This is a genomic window from Nitrospira moscoviensis (assembly GCF_001273775.1).
GTDB lineage: Bacteria > Nitrospirota > Nitrospiria > Nitrospirales > Nitrospiraceae > Nitrospira_D > Nitrospira_D moscoviensis.
Genome location: NZ_CP011801.1, coordinates 922,471 through 947,258, shown reverse-complemented (window position 1 = coordinate 947,258; position 24,788 = coordinate 922,471). Strand labels below are relative to the sequence as shown.

Below are 24,788 nucleotides of genomic sequence, written 5' to 3'. Positions count from 1 at the left end.
GCTGGAAAAGTTTTTGAGCGTCCGCGTAAGAATTACTTCTTCACCCACCCGCCCGGGCCTTCGACGAACTGGCCGGGTCTGGTATTCTGAATCGCTTTCTCGCCTGCCAGGGTCTCGACCGCGTTCAACTGCGTCCCGTTCTTCTTGGCGATCTCTTCGTAAGCCTGCCGGCGTTTCTGGTTGATCTCCTGGGCCAGCGCCTGCGCTTCCCGATCGGCGGCATTCACGACTCCGAGATACCCGTTCGCCCGCTCGCCGACCAGCCCCTTGGCCTTGGCTTCCTCCAGCGACAGCGCCCAGAGCGGGACGGCCGCCAATGAAACCAAGAAGATGATGACGGTTATTGTGTAGCCAATGAAGCGCATACGTACTTTCTCCTTCCCTCAAATCAGGAGCTTCGGGGATGCTGAGGATGTTGACGAGGCGAGAACGCCTCGGTGAAAAGCGCGTCTCGGCGCGCGGGGGCGGGTGGGTGAGAGAGAGGCCTTTTTCAGCATCCCGCTAAAACAAGCCGCTGTCTTTGGACAGCACCTGATCCAAATCCTTGTCGACCTTCACTTTGATCTCATGGTCGATTTTCACGTTGAGATTGATCGTGATCGGCTTGTCCGGCGCCGCCACTTCGACACGCGGCGTACAGGCCGCCAGACCGGACAGCAGCACGGCGATCGCTCCTCCCAACATGTGTCCTGCGCTTCCTGCCCTCATTCCCCCTCACGTACCGCGGCCGGTCCTCGTCGAATCCGAGCCTTTATACTTCTTCTGGATCGAGTCCTCAAGATCCCGGACCAGACGAAGACTCTTGAGAAGAGTCGGCACATGTTCCTGCACGGCGAGATTGAAGTGGATCGGCGGGCTTTTTTTCAGGTCGGGGTTTTTGCCTTCCAAGCGGATGTTGAGATTCAACAGCCCGCTGTCGGCATAGTCGACGCCGACGCGCAGGACCGTATAGTGGAAATTGTTGAGCGCTTGGGCGACGAGATGGAGGTGGCTGTCCGCTTCGGTGATCACCTTCGAGGACTCCGGCATCGACCCGTAGCGAATGACGCCGCCGGGAGATTCCGCTTCCAGCGCCCCGTCATCGACCGAGACGCCGGCGGCCGTCAGGCTGACCGGCAGCGTGCCGTTGAGGATCCCGCTGCCCTGGAGACCTTTCTGCTGCTCGACGCGTAAGACTCTCGCCAAATCGAGCTTCCGCAGGGAAAACGTCATGCGCGCAGGCGGCTTCGTCCAATCGATATGGGTGCCGGGGCTGGTGGCGGCTCCCCCGAACAGATCACACTGGATATCTTTAATGTCGATCACGGGGAACGTCTCCGACGCGTTCCAGGATCCCTGTACGGCCATCCCGAGATTCGTCAGCTCGACGCCCGTCTGAACGGAGGCTACCGTCACGGTCGCGGGCTCCGCCATCTCGATGGAGTGCAGCCCCCCGCTGCGGAGCACCATCGTGGTGCTCAGCCCCTTCATCTCATAGTCGAGATAGCGGCCGGAGAGCTTCTCCGCCGTAACCGTCGCGGAGCCGCTTGTCATGTCGAATCCCCGCCCCGGCATGCCAAACCAGGAGGCGTCCACCGCGACAGTCAATCGGCCGTCGGTGAGGTCCATCGGCACCGGCAGGGCCATGAACCGGCTGAGCCGCCGCAGGCCGGCATCGAACAGGAGGTCCAGTCTGCCGTGGAGTATTCCCCGTCCGGCTCCCAACGGCTGCTCGAGGCCGGCGGTCAGCCATTCCTCGTGGGCCGGCGCATCGGCGCGGAGCTCGGCCTTGAGCCCCGCTTCGTTCGCCGCAAGTTTGACGGACCAGTCGCCGGCCGCGACTCCGCCGTACGGCAGATCGACGGTCACGCCCCCCGCGTCGAGCGTCGCACGGAGGTTCCACGACGCGCCGGCCGTCTCCCCTTGCTGGATCGTCAGGATGCCTTGGGCGATCCGTACGTCCCGTCCCGCGACATGCACGGCCGGCACACGAACCGCGACGGAAGCGGAGCCAACCCGGCAGCGGCGCGCACCGACATCGCAGTGCAGCGGCAAGGGATCCACCAATTGCAGCGTCGCGCGCGGGATCGACACCGTCCCGTGCTCCACATATTTGACCGTGACCAGGGAAGACGGAAACAGCTTCCCCTGGAGCTGGCTGCCGGCAAGGGACAGCGCGCCGTGAAAGCCTCCCATCGCTTCCTTCGCGGCCAACTGATCGGTCACCGTTTTGGAGAGCTCGCCCTCGACGCGAAACGTCCCCTCGGCTCCGACCAACTCCTGTCCCACGCTTTCCGCGCGGGCCGCCTCGAATTCCACGACGAGCGGTCCCGGCGTCCGTCCATAGGTGACGTGCACCGGCCCCTCGGCCACCATGCGCAACGGCGACTCGGCCCACATCAACCGGCCCTGAACCGGCTGCTTCTGCTCGATACGCAGCGGCTGGTCGCCGCGAGGCAAGAGCGCCCGGACCGCCTCGGGAATCCGTTGCGGCGGCATGTTCACCGTCGCCGTCAGCAGGACGCCCGGATCGAGCGTCCAGGCCACCTGGCTGGCCGTGGCGGAGAACCGCCCCTCCCAGGACAGGGCGATGTCTTTCGCCATACCCTGCAGCGCAGGCAACGTCATTGCAGCCCGCACCTGGCCGTCCATTTGCGTCCGCGGATCTTCCCAGATCGACAGCAAGCTGGCGTCGGCCGCAGCCATCCCGGTCCAGCTCATCACGACCTGTCCCGTGACCTTTCCCAATTCGGGGCCGATCGGAACCAGCAGGGCGATAAAGGGCGCGAGCTCCCGCACGTTGACCTCCAACCGACCTTCCATCTTGATCTGAGTGCCGCTGGGATGGGCGGAGGACTGCCACGAAATGATTGGAGCCGCCTGGGGCCGCTGCGAGGCCAAGGTCGCCGACCAGGTGCTGGCCGAATGACCCGCCACCGTCAGACCATAGGGAGCGGTATGTTGGCCTTGAAATGAGAGATGCCCGCCCAGCTCGCCCTCCTGCTGGATCAGCACGCCGGAGATCGTCACTTTCCGAAGCGGCCCCGTGGCCTGCTCGCGAAACAACGTCAGCCGATCCAGCCGCAGCTCATCGAAGGGCAGGATGGGCAGCCGGCGCAACAGATCCCCGGCGGTCAGCAGCGCCCACGGCGATCCCTCTTCGTCGGATTTGGGTCCTCCCCCCGACTCATCGATTCCACCGGGTTTCGTGTGCAGAATCTGCACCGCTACTTCGGGCAGCGACACCCGATTCACGTGTCCCTTCAAGAGCTGGATCGGCCGATAATCCACCTCGGCGTCGGTGAGGGAAACCATCACGCGTTCCTGCCCGACATCCTGTTGGAAGGACACGACGGGAATGTGCATCCTGCGCCAACCGGGGTAGCCGAGTTGGATGATGACCTGTTGATAGCCTTGGGCGCGCAGTTCCCGCGCGAGGACGTAGGATGCTGCGAGCGGCAACACCAGATAGAGAATCGCCGCCGCCGTCAGGCCGACCAACAGAAGTCGCCGATATCGAACCATCCGTCGTGCCATACGTATCCCGCCCGAGCCGGGCCGGACGCATCGTGGACCGTTGTCGACTACCTGCCCCGGTCCTGTCAAGCCGACCGTGCTGCACGAGCGAGGCGCAGACCGGACGTTTGCTGTGGTATCGCGCCGTCGTTCTCGCTAACATAGGCGCGCCTTGCGCAGCCTGCAAGGTACGCGATGAGCACGAACGACAAAGATCTGTCCACCCTGGCGCTCTCCGGCGCCGTCATCCTCGTGGCGGCTCTGGGCGGCTACCTCTGGTCGCAGGCGCCGCTCAAGAGCTCGCGGCCGGCCAATCCCGGACTGGAGCGGCACGAGGCGGTGATCGAACAACGAGCGCTCGCCCGGCTCTGGCAGGACCCGCTCGCCGCAGTCGACGCGCATCTGAAAACGCAAAAGGCGCGGGGCGCCGGGTCGGTGGCGCGCGGCTGGGCCGAGCTGGCCGAAGAAATCGCCGGCAAGCTCATCGCCAAGCCGTCGTCGGCGCCGCTTCTGTCGGTACTGCTCGTCATGACCGACGGCAGCCCTTACGTCGAAGGCACGGAGCAGCGCATCCGCGATCGCTATGCCGTGGGCGCCGCACTGGGCGCCGCCTGTTATGTGCCGGAAGACGGCGACCACGTCGGGTACGTCATGTGGAACCGGTCCGATCCTCCGTCCTCCATTCCCTTCGAATGGTATCGGCCGCGCAAGCTGCGGGATTGTGATCCAGGCGCGCCGGCTTCCACCCTCTTCAGCGACGTGCTGGTGTTGTGGCTAAGCGATGAACTGTTCGGCGACCGGCCGTTGCACGATCTCGCCGCCCTGGCGAACCAGCTGACCCGGCTGGTCGAGGAGTCGCCAATGGCTCCGGGCGTGAAACCCATGGCGCGGGTGGCCTTCCGGATTGTCGGTCCTCCTGGATCGGCCATGTTGCGCAGCATGGTGAGCGAAGCCAAAGAGAATCGGCCAGCACTGAGCTGGCCGGCGACGCATCAAGACGACACCGATGGGCTGGTTCCTCTCTATTCGCCCTGGGCCTCAGTCTCGTCTTCCATCATCTATCAGAGCATCGAAGGAGCCCGCGCCCGCGAAGAAGTGGACCCGGACCAGTGGGTCCGCGATCAACTACGGCGTGCGGGCCTCGACCTCGTCTATCGTCCCCCGACTGATTTTGCGCTCGCGCAGACGCTGCTGAACGAACTGCATCTCCGCCGAGTCCGGGAAGGAGACCCGATCGCCATCATCGCGGAATGGGACACGTTCTACGGACGCAACCTGCCGCTGGAGTTTTCCGTCGCCGCCTGTCTGAACGACCATCGCGGCGGGCCGGCGTCCCGCTGCAGCTCGCACTTGCAAGGCTTGCGTCTCCTCGCGAACCCGCAAGTCCAGCGCGAGACCGTGCCCTGGATTCATCACTACACCTACTTGCGCGGGCTGGACGGCGAGTTGCCCGGCGGGGAATCCGGAGGCGCGGCTCCCAGGAAGGCCAGGAAGGATGGGAAAGAGACGGACCGGTCGTTGGACGAGCTGGAACGGCCGGAGGGGGAGAGCCAGCTCGATTACGTGCGGCGCTTGGCCGATCGGATGGAGGAAGATTCGGACGGGCGGCGGTTCAAGGCCATTGGCATCCTCGGCAGCGACGTCTACGACAAGCTGCTGATCTTGCAAGCGCTCAGGAAGCGTTTTCCCGACACGCTGTTCTTCACGACCGATCTCGACGCCCGGCTGCTGCATCCGAGCCAATATGAATGGACGCACAATCTCCTGATCGCGTCGCACTTCGGGCTGGAGTTGCATCCGCGCCTGCAGCAGGAGAGTCCGCCCTTCCGCAACAACTATCAAAGCTCGACCTTCTTCGCCGTCCTGCAGGCGCTCGGCCACGTCTATCGGACCTGCCCCGCCTGTCCCTATGAGATCAAAGGGGCGGATTCGGCCGCGCTCGACATCGCGGCGGTTCCGGCTGTGTATGAAGTGGGCCGGACGCTGCTGGTTCCTCTCGGCAGCACCATGCAGGCTCTCAATCCGGCGACGACGATGATGACGCGCGGGCCGGCGCCCGCCGCGCCGCGCGCGCCGGACGTGCATTGGGCCCGGCGACTGGCGACCTCCCGCTGGCTGCCCATCGCCATGACCATCTTCTTCACCTTTTGTTTGATCGTGCCCGTCCTCCGCTCGATCCCCGAAGAAATCCTCTCGCGGGAGACGGCGCAGTTCATCTTGCAAGCCGGCGTCGGCTTGGCGCTGGCCGCGGTGGTCGCGGTGCTGGGCTTTGCCTGGGCGGCGGCGCAGCCGAACGGCGAACCGCTGTTCTGGCTCGAAGGGGTGAGCATCTGGCCCACGGAGCTCATCCGCCTGCTCACCGCCATTCTTTGCATCGCCTTCTTCCGCCTGGGGCACGGGCTGCTCGCGGCCAACCAGGCGGCCTTGACATCCCGATACGGATTGACCGAATCGGAAGCCTATGAGCGGTCCACCCCTTCCACAGCGGCCCAGTGGCTTACCCGGCTTCATCCGGCGTCCTGGGCCGTCTCGTTCAGCGGCAGCGCCAAGCATCTGGCCGCGCTGTGGCGGGAGCACGATGCCTACGCTCGCACGCAGTGGCACCGCATCGTTCCGCAAACAACCGTGCTCGGCATGCTCGGCGGCTTGCTCTTGATCCTCTTCGGCATGCCCCATACCCCGGCCCGCGGCTCCGTCGCCTGGTGGGTGAACGCGGTCGTGTGGGTCCTGTCCACCGCGACGCTGGGCTTGCTCGTCTTCTATGTGGTGGATGCCATCCGGGTCTGCACGGGGTTCATCCATCAATTCGCGCTGGAGCAAACGCAGTGGCCGGCGGAGATCATCACGCCGCTCAGCGAGCAGCGCAAGCTGCCGGCCGACTTGATCGGCGAGTGGCTCGACATTACGTTCATCGCGGAACGCACCAAGGTCGTCGGCTCGCTGATTCACTATCCGCTCATCGCGCTGTTTCTCATCGTCGCGGCCCGCAATCGGATCTTCGACGACTGGTCCTATCCGCCCGGCCTCTTGGTGATCTTCGCCGTCACCGCCGCCTACATCCTGGCCTGCGCCGTGCTGCTCAGCTTCGCCGCGGAAAAAGCGCGCGGCAGCGCCGTGAAGCGCCTGCGCGACCAGATCTATTTCCTCCGCGCGAAGGCGCAGGAGCCGGGACAAGGCGAACGGTGCACCCAGCAGATCGCGCAGATCGACCAGATGCTGCGGGATATCGAAGGAGTCCGGCAAGGCGCCTTCGCTCACTGGTCACAACATCCCGTGTTCCAGGCGCTGCTCTTGCCCTCGGGCGGGTTCAGCGCGCTCGCCCTCTTGGATTATTTCCTCACGCAATGAGACCCGGCTCTGCCGTATCCCGGGCCGGGCTTTCCGCCTGCCTGCTCAGTCTGGCGTTCCTGTTCGGAACCACCCCGGCGGTCGGGTCCCTGCCCTCCGCCGAACGATCCAGCGACCGCTACATCCGCCAGTTGGACGACCTCTCGGCGCTCTGGAGCTACTACAAACAGCGGTACATCGTCGATGGACGGGTCGTGAGTTGGGACGAGCAGGGCATCACCACGTCGGAGGGTCAGGGCTATGCGATGCTGCGCGCCGTCTGGTCCGGCGACCGCGCGACGTTCGATCGCGTCTGGACATGGACGAACCAGCATCTGCAAATCAGACAAGACAAGCTGTTCGCCTGGAAATGGAAAGACCAGGTCGTCTCCGCCAACTCGGCCACCGATGCGGACACCGACATCGCGCTGGCCTTGATCCTCGCCGCCCGGCGGTTTGACCATCAGCCCTACGAGCGCGAGGCGCTTGCCATTCTGACGTCGATCTGGGATGTGGACCTGCTCCATGTCGACGGTCATGTCTATGTGACGGCCGGCAACTGGGCGCGGCACGAAGAGGCGCCCGTCATTCATGTGGCCTATCTGGCTCCCTACGCCTATGAGGTGTTTGCGTCGGTCGATCCCGGCCATCCATGGCGGCAGGTGATCGCGGATAGCTACGCCCTCCTGCACTGGCTTTACGACGAGGAACGTGTCGCCCTTCCTCCTGAACTCGTCTATTGGAATAAGACCACTCAGCGACTGTCGCTGCGCCATCCAAAGAGCGGCCGGATAGCCGACTTCAGCTATGATGCCTTTCCGATTTTCTGGCGGGTCGCCCAGGACGTGCGGTGGTTTGGCCGAGCGGAAGGCCCGCTCAGGCAGGCGATGCTGGCCTTCTTCGAACGGGAATGGAAGGCACAGGGCCGTTTTCTGGACCGGTACCAAGTGGACGGCACGCCCCGGTCGTCACTGGAAGCGTTACCGCTGTATGCGACCGTCCAGGCCTTGGCGCTCGAGACGGACCCGGATCTGGCGCGCCGGATCCGCGAACGCAAATTGACGGCGCTCCAACGCCAAGCCTTGGCGGGCAAAGCGACGCCGTATTATCTGCACAACTGGCTGTGGTTCAGCGAAGCGAGCGCCCTCCAGCAGGCGCGCCATTACGACGAGTTCCTGGGCTTTCTCCGCCCGTTCGACGTGACGGGTTTCCTCGCGCACTTCCCGCTGGAGCCCTTCGCCGTCGCGCTGGTTCTCTTCTTCCTCGCCCGCCGGCACCCGCTGCTGAACATCGCCTTTCTCGTTTGCGCCGGCGCGCTCTGCCTGCGCTATCTCTGGTGGCGCTTATTCAACACCCTGAACGTCATCGAGCCGGGCGGCCTGTTCATCAGCCTCTCGCTGTGGATCGCGGAATGCTATGCCTTCTCCACCATCCTGCTGCTGCTGGTCCAAGTCGGCGTGCGATCCGGGCATCGGCCTTCCCCTGCGGCGACACCGAGTCCCGACTTCACCCCCTCGGTTGACGTCCTCATCCCGATCTATTCGGAGTCCTGCGCCATCTTGGAGCGCACGCTCATCGGCGCCGCGGCGATGGCGTATGAGCCGAAACGGATCTACGTCCTCGACGACAGCCACCGGGACGAGGTGCGCGAGCTGGCCCATCGCTACGGCGCGCAGTATCTGCAGGGGCCTCGCCGCCATGCCAAAGCGGGCAACCTGAACCGGGCGCTGGCTCAGACAGCGGGAGAGTTGGTCGTCGTCTTCGACACGGATCATATTCCGGTCACGACCTTCCTTCGCGAGACCGTCCCCTTCTTTGCCGATCCCCGCGTCGGTTTCGTCCAGACGCCGCACCATTTTTACAATCAGGACATTTTTCAGCGCGCGCTCCGTACGGGCCCCGGCATTCCGAACGAGCAGGATATGTTCAACCACGCGATCCAGGGCGGACGACATTCCTGGGGCGGATCGTTCTTCGTCGGCAGCGGCGCGGTCTTCCGCCGGGCGGCCATCATGGACCTGGGCGGTTTCAAGCTGCTGAGCATTACGGAGGACATCCATACCAGCCAGCACCTTCATGCGCGGGGCTGGCGCTCGGTGTTCCTCGACAAGGATCTGGCTGTGGGCCTGACAGCGGAAACGCTGGGATCCTACCTCATCCAGCGCCGGCGCTGGATGCTCGGCTGCCTGCAAATCTTTTTCAAAGACAATCCGCTGTTGTGCCGGGGGCTCTCGCTCCGGCACCGGCTGGGCTATTTCGCCTCGCTCTACTACTTCTTCTTTCCGGCGGCGCGGGTCGTCTTCTGGATCACCCCGCTGTACTTCCTCCTGTTCCATCTGCATCCCATTTTTTCGGACGTCTCCGTCCTGATGGCCTACCTGCTGCCGTTCCTCCTGCTGCTTCCGATGATGTCGTCCGCCCTGCTGCCCGGTTGGCCGCGCCTCCTTTGGTCCACGGTGTACGAGAGCACGGTGTGCTTTCCGCTGTTCCGCTCGATGTTCGACCTGTTTCTGCCGAAGCGCCTCGGCTTCAGCGTGACGCCGAAAGGCCTGGTGAGCCATCGCCACAGGTTCGACTGGCGGTCCAGTTTCAGTTTGGTGGCGGCGACCGCCCTGACCCTCGGCGCGATGGCGAAGGGCCTGTGGGAATTCTGGTACTTCGGCATCGAGAAGGACGCCTACTTCTTCAACCTGAGTTGGGCCGGCATCAACCTGGTGGGCCTGTCGGCCGGTCTGCTGATGGCCTGGGAACGGCCGCAGCGGCGAGCCGAGGAACGGATACGAAAGCCGATCCCTTTCCGGCTGGAGGCCGAGAGCCGTTCATTCGAGGGCCGCACCGATGAGATCAGCCCGGCCGGCTGTTCCTTTACGACCAAGACGACCGAGGCGCTGCCTTCGGAAGTGTCTCTGACTTTTCTCACCGATCCCCCCTTCACCTGCCGGGCGCAGGTCGTCTATCATGAGCGGCTTTCCCGAACCGGCGCCCGGTGCGGCTTGCGCTGGATCGAGACGGACCGAGAATTTCATCGACGCATGGTACTCACGATTTTCTCCGACCCATCCACATGGGCCGGCGGCCACAACGCCAGAGTCAGAAACAACCTGGTCATGGCGGCCCACCTGATCGCCGGACTTCTGAAACGCCTTGTCGCAGCCCGCCGGAGTCGCCGGAGGACTCCGCGGACCACCGCCATCCGCCGCACCACGATCGGCACGGGAACCATGCAGCGACTGGCCATCGTCCGAGACCACTCGGCCAGCGGGATCGGCCTCATCGTGATGGGCCGGCCCCTTCCCGCCGATCAGTGCTGGACCGTGACAAGCCCGGACGGCTCGCTCGCTTCCTACACGGTCTGCTACCGCACCCGGCTTGTTCCCTTTGTCTGGCGCTACGGCGCCCGACCGTCCGTCCTTATTGCCGAGACGCCTCCTCAGCTTGCCGCCTCGGCCACTGACCAAACGTAACCGAAAGGCTTCACCACCGATGTACCTCCGAATCGTAGGATTGTGTCTGGTTCTGTATAGCGCCGCGGCTCCCGCTGCATCGTCCGCCGTGGATTTCATGGAATCCTGGTATCTGTCCCGCGGCCGAGCCAACATGGAAATCCAGAACTACAAGGCCGCCATCGAAGCGTTTGAAAAGGTCGTCGAGCACAATCCGGCGCACCGGGAAGCGTTGCGGAGCCTCGGCCTCGCCTACGAGCGGCAGGGATTGAAGGACAAATCCATCGACACGTTCGACCGCTATCTCGCGCAGTACGACGACGATCCGGAGATCGCGTTCAAACAGGCGCAGGCGCTCGAATGGTCGCGCTACGCGTATCGCGAAAAGGACATGCTGAAGTATTACCGCATGGGACTGAAGCGGAAAGACGACGCCACGATGCGGTTGAAGTACGCCGCGCACTTGGCCGGCCGCAAAGAGACGGCGCAGGAAGCGATCGGACAGTACGACAAGGTGTTGGCGGCCCAACCGCGCAACCCCCAGGCGCATCAAGGGTTGGCCAAGGCCTATGCCTGGCTCGGGCAAAACGACCTGGCCCTGTACCATGCCAATCTGGCGCGGCAGGCGTCCCGGCGCGAGCCCGGTGACATGACGGCGTTGCGCCGCGACATGCTCAAAGGGCGGGAGCCGGCCGTCGAAGGCCTGTTGTCGGTATTGGCTCAGCCGGAGAAGCCGTTCGAGCTGTATGGCCTGCGCCTGGGCTCGCGCGGCAAGATGGACCTCAGCCCTTTTACGACTACGACGCTCGAGGTCGGGGCCGAGCATTTCTGGAACTCGTCGGAGAACCGCGCCGGCGGCTACCTGTCGTTCGGCAATCAATTGCGGTTTAATCCGGCGCACCGATTCGATCTCCTGCTCGAGTACCATGACGCGCCGCGCGGCGACGGGCTGGCCTACAAGTTCGAGTACGTGTATGACGGCCCCGCGGTTTCGATTCGTCCCGGCGTCAGGCGGGAGTTTCGATACGATTCCTTTACCTCGCTGGTGGGATCGCGCGCGAGCGGGCAGCTGCTCGGCTTGGCGCGGTCGACGCTCTTCTACACCGACGTGGCGTTCGATGTCGGGTCCGTCCATCTCGACGTGATGCCGTTCGTCGGATGGGTCACGGCGGAATCGCTCAGCAGCAACGATCAAGTGGGCCTGACGGCGAACGCATCGATGCCGCTCACGCAGGCGGGCGACTGGGATTTCGCCGCCGAGTATGTCTTCTACCTCACCCACTACGGGGAGAATCAGGGCGGCTTCCGGCCCGGCGCCGCCGAGCCGCTGCCGGGCGGCTACTTCAGCCCGCAAGTCTTCGTGAACCAGATTCCCCGGCTCGCCGCGACCTACACGATCGACGAGAAGCAGGATCTGTCGTTCGCCGCCGGTCCGGCCCTTCAGTACATCGACGAAGCCACACAGGCTTCGGTCTTCCGCATCGGCGGCGACGCCCATGCCGCCTACACGGCGCGGCTCTCCAAGCCCTGGCTGCTGAAGATCATGGCCGATTACACGCAAATCGCCAGCGTGTACATGCGGTTTCAGTGCAATGCCTTGCTGGTGTATACGTTCTACTGACCGACGCGCATGAGCCGTCTTGCCCATACCATCACGCACGTGACCTTCTGGCCGATCGACATTCCGATCACCGACCCGTTCGTCGTGGCGACGGGCGCGCGCGTGGTGGCGGAGAATGTCTTCGCGCAGATCACACTCGGCGACGGAACCATAGGCTACGGAGAAGCGGCGCCCTTTCCCGAAGTGGGCGGCGAAGACCGGGCGTCTTGTCTGAGCAGCCTGTCTCGACTGTCGCCGACATTGATCGGCCGGCCGATCGGCGATTACCGCCCTCTCGCAGAGGAGATGGCTGAGTCGGCGCCGACCCAGCCGGCCGCTCGCTGCGCGCTGGAAACCGCGCTGCTCGATGCCTTCTGCCGCGCGAAGGGCATGCCGCTGTGGCGGCTCTGGGGTGGCGCGGATGTGCGGGAGCGGGAAACCGACATCACGATCCCGATTGCCAGCCTGGACGACACCGTTCGACTGGCGCAAGGCTGGTATAAGCGCGGGTTCCGCCTGTTCAAGATGAAGGTCGGCCAGGATGTCGATCTTGATATCTGCCGCCTCAAGGCTGTTCACAGCAAGTTGCCGGATGTCTCATTCATCGGCGACGGCAACCAGGGATTCAGCCGAGTTGACTGCCTCCACTTCGCGCGCGGCGTGACTGGTTTTGGAGGCAGGCTGGTTCTATTGGAGCAGCCGGTCGTGCGGGAGGATCTGGACAGCCTCGCCGCAATCCGGCGGGAGACCGGCATCCCGGTCGCAGCCGATGAATCGGTCCGGTCGATCGCCGACGCCCGGCGAGTCGTCGAGGCCCAAGCGGCCGATTACATCAACATCAAAATCATGAAGACCGGCGTGCTGGAGGCGGCGGAGATCGCCGCGTTCGCGCTCCGCGCTGGGCTCAAACTCATGATCGGCGGGATGGTCGAGACCCGAATTGCGATGGGGTGCTCGTTCAGCCTGGTGCTCGGGATGGCAGGCTTTGACGTCTTGGACCTCGACACGCCGCTCTTGCTCGCGCAGGATCTGGTCGAAGGTGGGTATCGTTACGAGGGACCGCTGCTCAAGCCTTGGCACGAACCGGGACTCGACATGAGTACGCCGGTCGGTCAGGCAGCCGTCACGATCAGCTAACCGCCCCCCTCCTCACATTTCTTGCAGTTCAATTTGGTGCCTAGGTGTTGCACGCGGCCCGCTTCCGTGAGCACCCAGGGCCGGCTGGTGAACGGCGGTTGATGCCGCACATGCTGGCCGTGCCCGCAGGCCAGATCCGCGACCCAATCGCCGTGCTCGTCTTGGTGATAGCCGACAATCGGCTGTTCCATGGCTGTCACGCGGGCTGTCTTACCGGGAAGCCAATGGCTGCTCCGGGCGCAAAGCGGCCGGGAAATAGGTCCACCGCTTCTCCTCGTTTTCATCGAAACTGCCGATGAAGACGACCTCGCGGTCGAGATGGCGAAATTCGGAGAGCGTGATGCGGCAACTCGCCGGCTCGATCACCCGCGCATCGAATTGGCCGACCACATAGACCTGTCCGCGGCCGGCAAGATAGATATTCCGCCGCCCCGCATAGCCGGTGTCAGGAAAGAGGTCAGCGGAGGCAACGCAGCCTCCCGGGCCCTGGATCGACAAGGTCAGATTGTGGCGAGGGAGGAACGGATCCGTCGCGATGCGCACGATCGTCAACCGGAGCCCTGTGGACGGGATTTCGACCGACGCCGGCTCCGGGGCGCCGCTGTTGCAGGCGGCGCCAAGCAGCCCTGCCCCTGCGAACAGGGCCGCCAGGAACGTCCGTCTCACTTGGGCGCGGAGACCTTGGGGGCCGCGCCGATGGCATCGAGCCCGGCCTGGGCGCAGGCGTCGTCCAGATGCGCGCCAGGCGCGCCGCCGACGCCGATGGCGCCGACCACGTCGCCGCCGATTTCGATCGGCAACCCACCGCCGAGCATCAGAATATCGTTGTTCATGTCCCGCAGCGCCTGGAGCGCCGGCACCTTGGCGAGCATCTCGGCCAGTTCGGTCGTCGGCCGCCGAAGGCTCGCCGCCGTGTAGGCTTTTTTCCTGCTGCTGTCCACCGTGTGGGGTCCCGCTCCGTCGGCCCGTCCCATCGCACGCAGGATGCCGGCGCGGTCCACGACGGAAGCGCTGACGCGATACCCGTCCTTCTTGCAGGACTCGATGGCCGTCTGCGCGGCACGCGTCGCCATCTGAAGCGGCAAGACGGATTCTTTCGGGAGATCTTCCGCAGCGCCGTTCGCCGCTCCGCACAGCGCGGCAACGACGGCCACGATCACACCCCCTGCCATGCACTTTCTTCCAACAGTCTGCCCCTTCACGCCCTTCATGGTCCCTCCTGGTTAAATGGAGACTGATGATCCAGATGAAGGTACGAAGGGCTCGATGACGGTGTCAAGGTCAGCGGCGGCGGGCGGCACGAACGGAGCCTGCTGACCGTTCAGCCTGCTTCGTGATCCCGGCGTCTTCGATCAACGCCCGGAGCGGCTCGGCCACCGACCAGGCCTGCGCGGGGCAACCGCGAGGCTCATGCGGAGCCTCTCCCTCGAAGAGCTCGGAGACCTGGCCAAGGCAGGTGTCGTCAAGATGCCGCTGCAGTCCTACCAAAAACTTCCTGGCCTGCGCCTTGTGTCTAGCCGTCCTGCCGTGCACATTCATATAAGCCGTTATAAATACGCCCAGTAGAAACGGCCACACGATGCCCTGATGATAGGCCGCATCGCGCTCCGCCGGGGCGCCGTTGTACCGGCCGCGGTAGCGCTCGTCTTTCGGCGACAGGGTGCGCAGCCCGACCGGCGTCACCAGATGATCCTCGACCGCGCGCAGCACTTGTTCCCCCTGTTCCTTCGTCAGCAGATCGGGACACAGCGCCAGCACGTACAGCTGATTCGGGCGCAACGACGGATCGTCGCCTTCCGGACCGTCCACCACGTCGTAGAGATAGCCGCCGGCCTGATACCAGAATCGGCGCTGAAACGAGGTCACAGCCATACGCCGATCGATGGCGCATCGCTCGGCCAACTCCGCTTCCCGAAACCGCCTCGCCAGGCGCGCGCCGACCTCCAAGGCCCGGATCCAGAGGGCCTGGATCTCCACCGGCTTGCCGTGGCGCGGCGTGACGACCCAGTCGACGACTTTGGCGTCCATCCACGTCAAGTTCGCCCCCGGCACGCCGCCGGTGATGAGGCCATCGTGGTCCATCCGAATCCCGTAGCGCGTGCCGGTCCGATAGCCGTCGAGGATGTGTTTGACCGCCGGCCATGCCGTCTTTCGCACATGGTGCATATCTTTTGAATACGCGAGATAGCGATCCACGGCCTGGATGAACCAGAGGGATGCATCGATCGTATTGTACTCCGGCTGCTCCCCCACATCGGGGAATCGATTCGGGATCATGCCCTCGGAAACGTGAGCCGCGAAGGACTCGATGATCTGCCGGGCGACATCGTACCGTCCGGTCACCAGACAGAGACCCGGCAGCGACATGAAGGTGTCGCGCCCCCAATCGGTGAACCACGGATAGCCGGCGACGACGGTCTGTCCGGAGCCCCGCTCGCAGAGATAGGCCTCGGTGGCGAGCCAGAGCCGCTGAGCCAGATCGTCTTTGGTTGGGATGGCGGCCTGTACCTTCCGGCGCCTGGCTTTTTCCGAACGGACGAGCGAGTCCACGTCGACCGGCGCCATCGGCTCGCTGGTCAACGCGAGAAAGGCCGGAGTAGCGGACGACAGATCGGCGATGAATTCACCGGGCGACCACCAATCTTCCTCATAGTCGAGTCCCCGCTGCCGCTCCATCGGCAATTCGATGCGTCGATACCATTCGGGCGCGTGCCGATAGATTCCGGCATGAAACGCCCGCACGGCGGGCAGATCCTGATACGGCTGCCATTCGACGCCCCTCTTCTGAACCCGCGCTTCGTTCTTCAAGACTTCATTCTCGCGATGCAGCGCATGATAGTCGCGACCGGTCAGCTTCGGACGGAGACGGAGCCGGATCGGCTTCTTCGTCTTCCCCTTCAGGGACCATCGAAGCAGGATCAGATCGCGGCCCCGCACGCAGAGAATTTCTCGTTGGACCGTGATTCCGCCGATGCGGTATGCCCACGTCGGCCAGGGATTCAATTCGAACGACGTGCAGTGAATATAGCCCGCGGGGTGAATCGCACCCGGATAGAGATTGGTCGTGAGCGGGAACGCCTGCTCACCGATCTCGAGCCATTCCTCGAGGTGATTGACCAGGACGATCCGCTCGCTCGGCGGCTTTCGCGCGACGAGCAGCAACGCATGGTAGCGGCGGGTATTGGCTCCCGCCACCGTCCCGGACGCAAAGCCGCCCCGGCCATTCGTTTCGAGCCATTCCAAGCTCAGAGCATGATCGAGGTTCTGGCACTCTGGTTCTGCGATTTTCATCCTGCGCCCTAAGGATGCTTCACTCGCCGCTTTGTTGGATGAGCTTCGCCACCAATCCCGTCCACCCGGTTTGGTGGCTGGCGCCGATGCCGGCTCCGTTGTCGCCGTGAAAATATTCGTGGAAGGGAATCGCATCGCGCCAGAGCGGATCAGCGTGGAATTTTTTGGCGCCACCGAACACCGGCCGCCGCCCTTGCCGATCCAACAGGAAGAGATGCGTCAGCCGGCGCGAGAGCTCTGCGGCAACCTGATTGAGGGGGATGGCCCGGCCCGACCCCGTCGGGTACTCCACCGTATAGCCGTCGCCGAGAAAATAGTGAAACTTCTGCAGCGATTCGATCAACAGATAGTTCACCGGGAACCAGATGGGCCCCCGCCAGTTGCTATTGCCGCCGAACAAACCGGTGCCGGATTCGGCCGGCTCATAATCGACGCGATGCTCGCGGCCCATCACCGAGAGCACATACGGGTGGTCCTTGTGGTAGCGGGAGAGGGCGCGAATGCCGTAGGGCGAGAGGAATTCCTGCTCGTCCAACATATAGCGCAGTACGGACCGCAGCCGATGGCGGTCGACGAGGGAGAGAAAGCGCCGCACGCCCCCGTCGTGGCTTTGCGTCTCCACGTGCGCGCTGAAATCGGGCTTGTTCTCGATGAACCACTGCATCCGGTGCTTGAACCGCGGCAGGCTGTCCACCAAATCAGAATCGAGGGTTTCCACCGCGAACAGGGGGATCAGGCCGACCATCGACCGCACCTTCATATGGCAGGTCTTGCCGTCCGGCAAATGCAGCACGTCGTAGAAGAAGCCGTCCTCCCGGTCCCACAGCTCGATCTGCTCGCCGCCGATGTTGTTCATCGCCCGGCAGATGTAGACGAAATGTTCGAAGAACTTGCTCGCGACGTCCTCGTAGGCGCGGTTCCCACGGGCCAGCTCCAGCGCGATGGAGAGCATGTTCAGGCAGTACATGCCCATCCAACTGGTCGCGTCCGATTGCTCGATGTGGCCCCCCGTGGGAAGCGGCGCGCTTCGGTCGAAGACGCCGATGTTGTCGAGCCCGAGAAATCCGCCCTGGAAGATGTTTTTGCCTTCGGCGTCCTTGCGATTCACCCACCACGTAAAGTTGAGCAGCAGCTTGTGGAACACCCGTTCCAAGAAGACGCGATCCCCCGCCCCCTTTCGCTTTTTTTCGATCTTGTAGACGCGCCAAGCCGCCCAAGCATGCACCGGCGGGTTCACGTCGCCGAAGGCCCATTCATAGGCCGGGATCTGGCCGTTGGGATGCATGTACCATTCTCGGAGCATGAGGATAAGCTGCTCCTTGGCGAAGGTCGGATCGACGACGGCCAATGGAATGCAGTGGAACGCCAGGTCCCAGGCCGCATACCAGGGGTATTCCCATTTATCGGGCATCGAGACGACATCCGCGTTGTAGAGGTGCGTCCAGTCCGCATTGCGGCCCTTCAGCCGTTCCCGTGGCGGCTCGGGGCCGGCCGGGTCACCCTTGAGCCAGCGTGAGATATCGTAGTGATAGAACTGCTTGCTCCAGAGTAGTCCGGCAAAGGCCTGCCGCTGCACCAGCCGAGCATCGCTCGAAAGATCGGCCGGAGCCAAGGCATCGTAGAACTCATTCGCCTCCCACAGCCGCTGCGTGAACACATCGTTGAATGCGCCCCCCCCGCAACGAGCCGCCTCCCCGTCGTTGGTTAAGCGGAGAGACACCGTCTCGGTCGCCCCCGGTTCAAGAGACAAGACATATTGCGCGGCGACTTTTGATCCGATTTGCTCGGGATTGACCGCCTCCTTGTCGCCGCGCACGATGTAATCGTTGATGCTGTCTTTGACATAACGCGCGCCGTGCGCATCCCCGTACAGCCGGCGCGTGTTCGTCTCATTCTCGGTGAACAACAGGGTCGGGTGTCCGCCGAAGAGCAGTCGCCGGCGGCCGTAATAGTCGTGGATGAACTCCACGGCGCTCAGGTCTTGGGCAGCCTCGACTGCCTTGATGCGCGGCCGGCGGACGTCCAATCCCCAGGACCAGGTGTTGCGGAACCAGAGCGTCGGCAGGAGGGTGAGCTCCGCCAAGTCAGGCCCGCGATTACAGACCTGGATGCGGATCAAAAGATCCTCCGGGGAGGCCTTGGCATACTCGACCACCACATCGAAATACCGGTCTTCGTCAAACACGCCCGTGTCGATCAGCTCGAATTCCAGATCGCGCCGCCCGCGCCGCCGGTTTTCTTCCACCAGCCGGTTATAAGGAAATTCACCCTGCGGGTACTTGTAGAGGTACTTCATATAGGAATGCGTCGGCGTGGAGTCGAGGTAGTAGTAATACTCTTTCACGTCTTCGCCGTGGTTGCCCTCGTTGCCTGTCAGGCCGAAGAGCCGTTCTTTCAGGATGGGATCCCGGCCGTTCCAGAGGGCGATCGCGAAGCAGACGAATTGGTGCCGGTCGGAGATGCCGGCGAGCCCGTCTTCATTCCAGCGGTAGGCCCGGGAACGGGCATGGTCGTGCGGAAAGTATTCCCAGGCGGTGCCGTAGGAGCTGTAATCTTCCCGAACGGTGCCCCAGGCGCGCTCGCTCAGGTACGGGCCCCAGCGCTTCCAGTGTTTCTCGCGCCTCGCGTCTTCCTGCAGCCGCTGCTGCTCGGCTTGGACGGGTGGAGGCGCTGATGGGGATGGTCTTGTCTTCGCCATACGGCTTTTCCTACCGGTCTGCGGACTCACGGTTACGATGCGCCGATCGCCCAAGCATTTCAAGCGTCAGGGCAAGTCCCTGGGACTCGGTCATCCCCTTTTCTTTTCGGTCGATTATTGATGACCCACAAGCACTCGCCTGTGGGTCGAGAGAGGGTGGCAAGCCTTACAACGAACCAGATATGAAAGGAAGATTCGACTGAGACCGGGGAGGCCGGAGGGAGCGAGCGATCAGCTCCAGATCACCCGTTCCTGATTGAGGAGATAATCGATCACTTCGATGCTGTTGCGCATCTGCTTCTGCGCCTGCTCGGACATCGGCAGGACGGCGCCGACCAGTTTGCCTGATTCCATATCTTCCAAGGAAGGAATGCCGTCTCCGGGGAGTTTTTCCAGATCCTTGCGGAAGCTAGCCAAGGGCGACCTCCTTGTTGAATCCTTCTCGGCCCGTTGAACGTGTTTCTTGAGTCGGAAGGGGCTGTCTCGTACAGAAAGCATACCACACGCATCCCCGCTGTCACCGAAGGCGGCTATGTCCTTGTTAAACAGCTACTTTTTCTGGTGATTGGCTGAGGCCGGCGAGAGAGGAGGCAGCGCACCGAGATAAGGAAACTGCCCCTTATTGAGCAGCGTGGTATCGGCACGTAGGCGGAAGTCATCATGCTCGGCATCGACGAACCGGGGGTCGGCGACGATATCGGAGGCGGATCCCAGGTCGGGAGCCGGGGTGTTCGGCGAGCCGGCTCTGACGTAGTCGGCTTCGCTATTGTAGAGGGCGTTATAGGACATGGCCGCCCGGCCTGAACCGGCAAACAGAAAGCCGACCTTATTGAGGCCGACGACGTTTCCGGACACTTCACTTTGGGAGGATCCGAGAAATGCGGCTCCCCCGCCGTTCTTCACGAGGGTATTGCTGACCAGGACGGCCTTGGCTTTGTCGGTCACGACGACGGCTTCGAACAGGCTCCGGGTAATGATATTGCGTTCGAGCCGGACCTCGGACTTCCCGGCCACGTTCACCCCATGATCGTTATCGTGGATGAAATTCCCGACCAGCGTGGCCTGCGAATCCGCGAACTGGACCCCGGTCGTCTCGCTCCCGCCGATCACGCAATCTTCAATACGCACGTCCTGCACCTGCTGCCCGAACAGCATGCCCTTGACGCGAAGGTTGCGGAGCGTGATGCCCTTGCCGTTGAAGATGCCCAAGGCATGGCCGCCATGCTCGTTGATCGTGAGGCCGCTGATTTCAATGTCCGTCGCGCCGTACGGCCACTTGCCGACGTGCAACACGCCCACGACATCGTCGCGCCCCAACATCGTGACTTGATCCACCCCCGCGCCGACCAGCTTGATCTTTTCCTTACTATGGACGGTGAGATCCTGGGGATATGCGCCGGGCTTCACAAACACCGTATCGCCCTTCTTGGCATGATCGACGGCCTCTTGAATCGACGTGAAATCGCCGGACCCGTCAAGAGCGACGACGATCGTTCTGGGCGCCTGCGTGGCACCCTGTTCCGCGTTGATCGATGGAACAATCAGCAGCAGTGAGAGCACCGACAGGAGGGACACGCGAACCCGCATGGCGTAACGTCTTACAGGCGGCTGCCGACAGATGTCAATCAGGTTTGTTGTGGGGTGACACCTCGCATGATAAGCTCCGCCGCCATGATTCTCGTGGGGGTCACCGGCGGGGTCGCAACGGGGAAAACGACTGTGGCAACCATGTTCCGGCGCTACGGCGCGGTGGTGATCGACGCCGACGAACTGGCGCGGGAGGTCGTGAAGCCCGGCAAGCCGGCCTGGCGGCAGATCGTCCGGACATTCGGGCGTCAGATCCTGAATCCCGATCGGACGATCAACCGCCACGCTCTCGGCGCGATCGTCTTCCATGACAAGAAGAAGCTCCGCCGGCTCGAAGGCATCATCCACCCGCGAGTCGCACGGGAGCAGGAAAGGCTGACAAGGCAGGCGAGTCGAAGCAATCCCAAGGCCGTGGTCGTCTATGACGTGCCACTCCTCTTCGAGGCGGGCATCGACAAGCGAGTCGACAAGATCGCCGTCGTTACCGCAGACCGTGACACGCAAATTGCTCGTCTGAAGAAACGCAATGGGCTGACTCGCACCGACGCGCTCCGGCGGATCAAAAGCCAGATGCCGCTGAGCCACAAGCGCCGCCGGGCCGATTATGTCTTGGACGGCACAGCCGACCGAAAACGGCTGGCCGAAGAGGTGTCTAAGATTCTTGCAGAGCTACGGTCCACCTAAGACCCCTGCTCCTAGGCTATCATGTCCCCATGCCGATTGATCCCGATGATCCACCGATCTGGCTGCGCAAGCTCCACGTGACCGCGGCGCAGCTCAGTTCAAGCGATTACGCCTCAACTCCCGAAGAGGGCATTCTCCGAGTGTGCCGGTTGTCGGACGCGGCGCTCGCAATCTCGAAAACCTTCAACGAATCGCGGTCACCTGAAGATGTGATCCTCCTCAAGCTGGCCGCCGGCAGGCCAGGCGATTTCGATGATGCCATGGCAATCGTTGATAACAGTCAGATTTGCCTCGATCTCGACTATCTCTGGTCCTGGGCCGAGCGGCTGGGCTTGCAGAGTGAGTTGCACTACGTGCTGATCTCGGCCAAGCCGTAACGGCCTCCTACCGTCCGCTTCCTCCGCTGTGTTAGAGTCTCCGCATATGCACAACGTTATCATCATCGGCTCGGGCCCGGCCGGCCTGACCGCTGCCATCTATACCGCGCGTGCCAATCTGGCTCCCCTGCTCGTGGAGGGTTGGCAGTCGGGCGGTCAGCTCACGACCACGACGGAGGTCGAAAACTATCCCGGCTTCGCCAAGGGCATCATGGGCCCGGAGCTGATGAAGGAAATGCGCGCACAGGCGGAGCGCTTCGGCACGCAGTTCCGAACGGGCGACGTGACCGCCGTCGATCTGAAATCCCGCCCCTTTACCCTCACCATAGACGGCGAGGAGACCGCCAAGACGAAGACCCTCATCATCGCCACCGGCGCGTCGCCGATTACCCTCGGCCTTCCCAACGAAGGGCGGCTCTGGGGACATGGGGTTTCCAGTTGCGCCACCTGCGACGGCTTTTTCTTCAAAGGGAAAGAGTTGGTCGTGGTGGGGGGCGGGGACAGCGCGATGGAAGAAGCCATCTTTCTCACCAAGTTCGCCACAAAAGTGTCGGTGATTCATCGCCGAGATAAACTCCGGGCCTCCAAGATCATGCAGGACCGGGCGATGAAGAACGAGAAGATCGCCTTTATCTGGAACAGCATCGTCGAAGACGTGCTCGGTCAAGACGTCGTGACCGGCGTCCGGCTCCGAAACATCGTGACCGGTAAAGTTTGGGATCTGCCATGCGCCGGCATGTTTCTCGCGATCGGTCATCGCCCCAACACCGCGCTCTTCTCTGGTCAAATCGAAATGGACGCCGCCGGCTACATTGTGACCGCCCACGTCACGACTACGAGCGTCCCGGGCGTCTTCGCCGCAGGGGACGTCCAAGACGCCCACTACCGTCAGGCCATTACCGCCGCCGGCTCCGGCTGCATGGCCGCGATGGATGCGGAGCGGTTCTTGGAAGGCACGGCGGGATGAGCGGCGTCAACACCGTCATCGTTCATTACCATGAACTGGCGCTGAAAGGCCGCAACCGAGATTCGTTCGAACAGCAGTTGGTCGGCAACATTCGGTTGGCTCTCAAGGGCCTCGGCATCAAGCAGATCGACAATCTCCGCAGTCGCATTCGGGTCGTGTTGCCCCCGCAAGCCGATACAGCGGCCGTCACGGACCGCCTCAAACGGGTGTGCGGCATTGCGAACTTCTCCCTGGCTCACGCTGTGCCGCTCGATCTCTCACATCCCGGCCTCGACCAACTCAGCGCAGCCGTCGTCGAGGAGCTGCGGGCCACATCATGTTCAACGTTCCGCGTCACAGCGCGGCGCGCCGACAAACGATTCCCCTTCAATTCGATGGACGTGGAGCGGGCCGTCGGCGCGGCCGTCTGTGTCGGAACCGGCAAGCGTGTGAGCCTCAAAGATCCTGATTTGACGGTCTATGTCGAGCTGCTGACGAAGGAGGCGTACTTCTCCGTGGAGAAGATCCCAGGCCCCGGCGGCATGCCGGTGGGGGTCAGCGGCACGGTCGCCTGCCTCATCTCCGGCGGCATCGATTCCCCCGTTGCGGCGTATCGGATGATCAAGCGGGGCTGCCGCGCCGCCTTCGTCCATTTTTCCGGCCGCCCGCTCGTGAGCCGCGCCTCCGAGGACAAAGTCCGTGAGCTGGTGCAGACCCTCACCGCCTATCTATACGGCGCTCGGCTCTACGTGATTCCTTTCGGCGAAATCCAGCGGGAGATCGTGCTGAACACGCCTGCGCCGTTCCGAGTCGTCCTCTACCGCCGCATGATGGTTCGCATCGCCGAAGAGCTGGCGCGGCGGGAGGGCTGCTGGGGATTGGTCACCGGCGACAGCTTGGGTCAAGTCGCGAGCCAAACCCCCGAAAATCTCTCCGTTGTCGAAGAAGCGGCGGAACTGCCGATTCTCCGCCCGCTGATCGGCATGGACAAGGTGGAAATCGTCGACGAAGCGCGCCGCCTCGGCACCTATGAGACGTCCATCGAACCGGACCAGGATTGCTGCAAGCTTTTTACGCCGGCTCACCCCAGCACGAAAACGAGATTCGACGAACTGCGAAAAGCGGAGCGGGCGCTCGACATCACCGCCCTGGTCAAGCAGGGTCTCGACAAAGCGGAACGGTCCGAATTCACTTTCCCGATATAGCCGCCGCCAGCGCCTTCTCCCGTACGATTCGAAAGTGTGCTTCCAACTCCTGCCTCATCGCGATGGCGACCATCCAGTCCGGCACAATGGTGTCGATCTCCACCAGCAGTTCAAACTCGGCTTTGGTCTGGCGGCCATGTTCCGCCGGCGTGAGTGTCCAGAGACGCCGGTATTGTTTGAAATCACCGCCCCGGAGTTCCGTCAGCAAGCCGCCGCCAGCCAAGGTCCGTGATTCACAGAGCAATCGCCGTTCGCCCGGCAGCAACGAATGGTCGATCCGCAGGTCGGTGAAGGCCTTGCCGTCCTGCTCGCGCAGTTCCGCCACTCGCATGCGAACCTCAAATAACTCCGGCCAATGGCGGTAATCGGTCAGCAGCCGCTGAATGAAGGCCGGCTCAACGGGAAAGAGAATGGTCGCTGTGGCGCGCACGCCCCCGGTCGGCACGACTTCGACGTGCAGCGCCGAGAGGTCCTTGGTCCAGGCCTGCGTGGCGCTCAGTGTTCCGAGAAGAAGGACGGACAACAACCAACGCAACATGGCGGCGATTATATCCGGCTCTTCCGGAACCGGCGACCGGAAACGCGTTGACCTGCCCGCGCCGCCCTATGCTACGATGCGCCATGCTTCGTGATCGTGTCGTTTTTTTCGCCGTCATCATGGCAGGCGCCTCGTGGCTGGTGCTCGCAGATCGCGCAGCGGCGCAGCCGACGGATGAATCCCATGCCACCACCGAACACTCGTGCAGCTTCGGCATGGGAAAGGGAGAACCGTCGCACAGCTGCGCCGTGCCGTTTCCTGCCGGCTGCCGTGTGGCCCAGGCGCCGGGCTCGAGCAATCCTTGGGCGACCATTTCGAAAGCAGGACGCCTGATGTGCCGGTTCGACGAGAAACGAACCGATTGGAAAAGCAAAATCACCGGCGCCTGCGGCCGCTGCCAATCCGGCCATTGCTCGGCACAGTTCAGTGTGCGCTTTGACTGCTCACCTCTACAATAAAT

At 63.2% G+C, this 24,788-nt stretch carries 20 protein-coding genes; 9 read left to right on the top strand and 11 right to left on the bottom strand.

Annotation, left to right across the window (positions count from 1 at the left end):
* Positions 1 to 32 precede the first annotated feature (32 nt).
* The 3 genes from NITMOv2_RS04645 to NITMOv2_RS04635 form a co-directional block, all read right to left on the bottom strand.
* Positions 33 to 365 carry a YdbL family probable chaperone protein gene (locus NITMOv2_RS04645; protein WP_053378779.1) on the bottom strand — a complete coding sequence of 111 codons (333 nt, stop codon included), beginning with the start codon at positions 363 to 365 and terminating at the stop codon, positions 33 to 35.
* Between the two features lie 136 nt (positions 366 to 501).
* Positions 502 to 684, bottom strand: coding sequence for a YnbE family lipoprotein (locus tag NITMOv2_RS04640; protein WP_145976170.1), 183 nt, complete (start codon positions 682 to 684; stop codon positions 502 to 504).
* A gap of 30 nt (positions 685 to 714) precedes the next feature.
* Complete coding sequence (locus NITMOv2_RS04635; RefSeq protein ID WP_083447740.1) at positions 715 to 3,516, bottom strand: intermembrane phospholipid transport YdbH family protein; 2,802 nt, start codon at positions 3,514 to 3,516, stop codon at positions 715 to 717.
* 174 nt (positions 3,517 to 3,690) lie between these two features.
* Between NITMOv2_RS04635 and NITMOv2_RS04630 the strand changes: the two genes are divergently transcribed.
* The 4 genes from NITMOv2_RS04630 to NITMOv2_RS04615 are packed head-to-tail and all read left to right on the top strand — an operon-like array spanning position 3,691 to position 13,002.
* The gene (locus tag NITMOv2_RS04630; protein ID WP_053378776.1) at positions 3,691 to 6,843 is read left to right on the top strand and encodes a hypothetical protein; all 3,153 of its coding nucleotides are present in this window, start codon (positions 3,691 to 3,693) and stop codon (positions 6,841 to 6,843) included.
* Positions 6,840 to 10,286, top strand: coding sequence for a glycosyl hydrolase family 8 (locus NITMOv2_RS04625; protein WP_083447739.1), 3,447 nt, complete (start codon positions 6,840 to 6,842; stop codon positions 10,284 to 10,286). The genes NITMOv2_RS04630 and NITMOv2_RS04625 overlap by 4 nt, the downstream gene beginning before the upstream one ends.
* 19 nt (positions 10,287 to 10,305) lie before the next feature.
* A complete protein-coding gene (locus tag NITMOv2_RS04620; protein WP_083447738.1) occupies positions 10,306 to 11,886 on the top strand; it encodes a tetratricopeptide repeat protein in 1,581 nt (526 codons plus the stop codon).
* Positions 11,887 to 11,895: 9 nt separating this feature from the next.
* A complete protein-coding gene (locus tag NITMOv2_RS04615) occupies positions 11,896 to 13,002 on the top strand; it encodes a dipeptide epimerase (RefSeq protein ID WP_053378774.1) in 1,107 nt (368 codons plus the stop codon).
* Here the strand turns inward: NITMOv2_RS04615 and NITMOv2_RS04610 are convergent.
* The 7 genes from NITMOv2_RS04610 to NITMOv2_RS04580 all read right to left on the bottom strand — a co-directional run bounded on the left by NITMOv2_RS04610 (position 12,999) and on the right by NITMOv2_RS04580 (position 20,578).
* Positions 12,999 to 13,193, bottom strand: a complete 195-nt coding sequence (locus tag NITMOv2_RS04610; protein WP_053378773.1) for a DUF3565 domain-containing protein — start codon at positions 13,191 to 13,193, stop codon at positions 12,999 to 13,001. The genes NITMOv2_RS04615 and NITMOv2_RS04610 overlap by 4 nt on opposite strands.
* A 19-nt stretch (positions 13,194 to 13,212) precedes the next feature.
* A complete protein-coding gene (locus NITMOv2_RS04605) occupies positions 13,213 to 13,668 on the bottom strand; it encodes a hypothetical protein (RefSeq protein ID WP_053378772.1) in 456 nt (151 codons plus the stop codon).
* Entirely contained in the window at positions 13,665 to 14,213 is a 549-nt protein-coding gene (locus NITMOv2_RS04600; RefSeq protein ID WP_202967313.1) for a GlcG/HbpS family heme-binding protein, read from the bottom strand. Before NITMOv2_RS04600 ends, NITMOv2_RS04605 begins: the two co-directional genes overlap by 4 nt.
* Before the next feature lie 70 nt (positions 14,214 to 14,283).
* Positions 14,284 to 16,293, bottom strand: coding sequence for an amylo-alpha-1,6-glucosidase (locus NITMOv2_RS04595; protein WP_053378770.1), 2,010 nt, complete (start codon positions 16,291 to 16,293; stop codon positions 14,284 to 14,286).
* Positions 16,294 to 16,312: 19 nt separating this feature from the next.
* Complete coding sequence (locus tag NITMOv2_RS04590; protein WP_053378769.1) at positions 16,313 to 18,991, bottom strand: MGH1-like glycoside hydrolase domain-containing protein; 2,679 nt, start codon at positions 18,989 to 18,991, stop codon at positions 16,313 to 16,315.
* Positions 18,992 to 19,222: 231 nt separating this feature from the next.
* Positions 19,223 to 19,408 carry a hypothetical protein gene (locus NITMOv2_RS04585; protein WP_053378768.1) on the bottom strand — a complete coding sequence of 62 codons (186 nt, stop codon included), beginning with the start codon at positions 19,406 to 19,408 and terminating at the stop codon, positions 19,223 to 19,225.
* Positions 19,409 to 19,540: 132 nt separating this feature from the next.
* Positions 19,541 to 20,578: a pectinesterase family protein gene (locus NITMOv2_RS04580; RefSeq protein WP_053378767.1), complete on the bottom strand. Its 1,038-nt coding sequence runs from the start codon at positions 20,576 to 20,578 to the stop codon at positions 19,541 to 19,543.
* Between the two features lie 66 nt (positions 20,579 to 20,644).
* Here NITMOv2_RS04580 and coaE point away from each other — a divergent pair, with 66 nt between their 5' ends.
* Genes coaE through thiI form a run of 4 tightly spaced genes read left to right on the top strand, consistent with a single transcriptional unit; the run spans position 20,645 to position 23,790 of the window.
* A complete protein-coding gene (coaE, locus tag NITMOv2_RS04575; protein WP_238590462.1) occupies positions 20,645 to 21,262 on the top strand; it encodes a dephospho-CoA kinase in 618 nt (205 codons plus the stop codon).
* Between the two features lie 29 nt (positions 21,263 to 21,291).
* Positions 21,292 to 21,639 carry a hypothetical protein gene (locus NITMOv2_RS04570; RefSeq protein WP_053378765.1) on the top strand — a complete coding sequence of 116 codons (348 nt, stop codon included), beginning with the start codon at positions 21,292 to 21,294 and terminating at the stop codon, positions 21,637 to 21,639.
* A gap of 46 nt (positions 21,640 to 21,685) precedes the next feature.
* Entirely contained in the window at positions 21,686 to 22,606 is a 921-nt protein-coding gene (trxB, locus tag NITMOv2_RS04565) for a thioredoxin-disulfide reductase (RefSeq protein WP_053378764.1), read from the top strand.
* Positions 22,603 to 23,790 (top strand): tRNA uracil 4-sulfurtransferase ThiI, encoded by a 1,188-nt coding sequence (thiI, locus tag NITMOv2_RS04560; RefSeq protein WP_053378763.1) that lies wholly within the window; start codon positions 22,603 to 22,605, stop codon positions 23,788 to 23,790. The genes trxB and thiI overlap by 4 nt, the downstream gene beginning before the upstream one ends.
* Here thiI and NITMOv2_RS04555 read toward each other — a convergent pair.
* Positions 23,774 to 24,328, bottom strand: coding sequence for an SRPBCC family protein (locus NITMOv2_RS04555; RefSeq protein WP_053378762.1), 555 nt, complete (start codon positions 24,326 to 24,328; stop codon positions 23,774 to 23,776). The two genes, thiI and NITMOv2_RS04555, sit on opposite strands and share 17 nt — an antisense overlap.
* Before the next feature lie 83 nt (positions 24,329 to 24,411).
* Here NITMOv2_RS04555 and NITMOv2_RS04550 point away from each other — a divergent pair, with 83 nt between their 5' ends.
* A complete protein-coding gene (locus NITMOv2_RS04550) occupies positions 24,412 to 24,786 on the top strand; it encodes a hypothetical protein (protein WP_053378761.1) in 375 nt (124 codons plus the stop codon).
* The last annotated feature ends 2 nt before the right edge of the window (positions 24,787 to 24,788 follow it).

Excerpts from the sequence above, each read along its gene's own strand:
- NITMOv2_RS04550 (WP_053378761.1), top strand. The coding sequence starts at position 24,412 with ATGCTTCGTGATCGTGTCGTTTTTTTCGCCGTCATCATGGCAGGCGCC.
- NITMOv2_RS04640 (WP_145976170.1), bottom strand. The coding sequence starts at position 684 with ATGTTGGGAGGAGCGATCGCCGTGCTGCTGTCCGGTCTGGCGGCCTGT.
- NITMOv2_RS04625 (WP_083447739.1), top strand. The coding sequence starts at position 6,840 with ATGAGACCCGGCTCTGCCGTATCCCGGGCCGGGCTTTCCGCCTGCCTG.
- NITMOv2_RS04630 (WP_053378776.1), top strand. The coding sequence starts at position 3,691 with ATGAGCACGAACGACAAAGATCTGTCCACCCTGGCGCTCTCCGGCGCC.
- thiI (WP_053378763.1), top strand. The coding sequence starts at position 22,603 with ATGAGCGGCGTCAACACCGTCATCGTTCATTACCATGAACTGGCGCTG.
- coaE (WP_238590462.1), top strand. The coding sequence starts at position 20,645 with ATGATAAGCTCCGCCGCCATGATTCTCGTGGGGGTCACCGGCGGGGTC.
- NITMOv2_RS04645 (WP_053378779.1), bottom strand. The coding sequence starts at position 365 with ATGCGCTTCATTGGCTACACAATAACCGTCATCATCTTCTTGGTTTCA.
- trxB (WP_053378764.1), top strand. The coding sequence starts at position 21,686 with ATGCACAACGTTATCATCATCGGCTCGGGCCCGGCCGGCCTGACCGCT.
- NITMOv2_RS04580 (WP_053378767.1), bottom strand. The coding sequence starts at position 20,578 with ATGCGGGTTCGCGTGTCCCTCCTGTCGGTGCTCTCACTGCTGCTGATT.
- NITMOv2_RS04590 (WP_053378769.1), bottom strand. The coding sequence starts at position 18,991 with ATGGCGAAGACAAGACCATCCCCATCAGCGCCTCCACCCGTCCAAGCC.
- NITMOv2_RS04555 (WP_053378762.1), bottom strand. The coding sequence starts at position 24,328 with ATGTTGCGTTGGTTGTTGTCCGTCCTTCTTCTCGGAACACTGAGCGCC.
- NITMOv2_RS04595 (WP_053378770.1), bottom strand. The coding sequence starts at position 16,293 with ATGAAAATCGCAGAACCAGAGTGCCAGAACCTCGATCATGCTCTGAGC.
- NITMOv2_RS04610 (WP_053378773.1), bottom strand. The coding sequence starts at position 13,193 with ATGGAACAGCCGATTGTCGGCTATCACCAAGACGAGCACGGCGATTGG.
- NITMOv2_RS04600 (WP_202967313.1), bottom strand. The coding sequence starts at position 14,213 with ATGAAGGGCGTGAAGGGGCAGACTGTTGGAAGAAAGTGCATGGCAGGG.
- NITMOv2_RS04620 (WP_083447738.1), top strand. The coding sequence starts at position 10,306 with ATGTACCTCCGAATCGTAGGATTGTGTCTGGTTCTGTATAGCGCCGCG.
- NITMOv2_RS04635 (WP_083447740.1), bottom strand. The coding sequence starts at position 3,516 with ATGGCACGACGGATGGTTCGATATCGGCGACTTCTGTTGGTCGGCCTG.
- NITMOv2_RS04570 (WP_053378765.1), top strand. The coding sequence starts at position 21,292 with ATGCCGATTGATCCCGATGATCCACCGATCTGGCTGCGCAAGCTCCAC.
- NITMOv2_RS04615 (WP_053378774.1), top strand. The coding sequence starts at position 11,896 with ATGAGCCGTCTTGCCCATACCATCACGCACGTGACCTTCTGGCCGATC.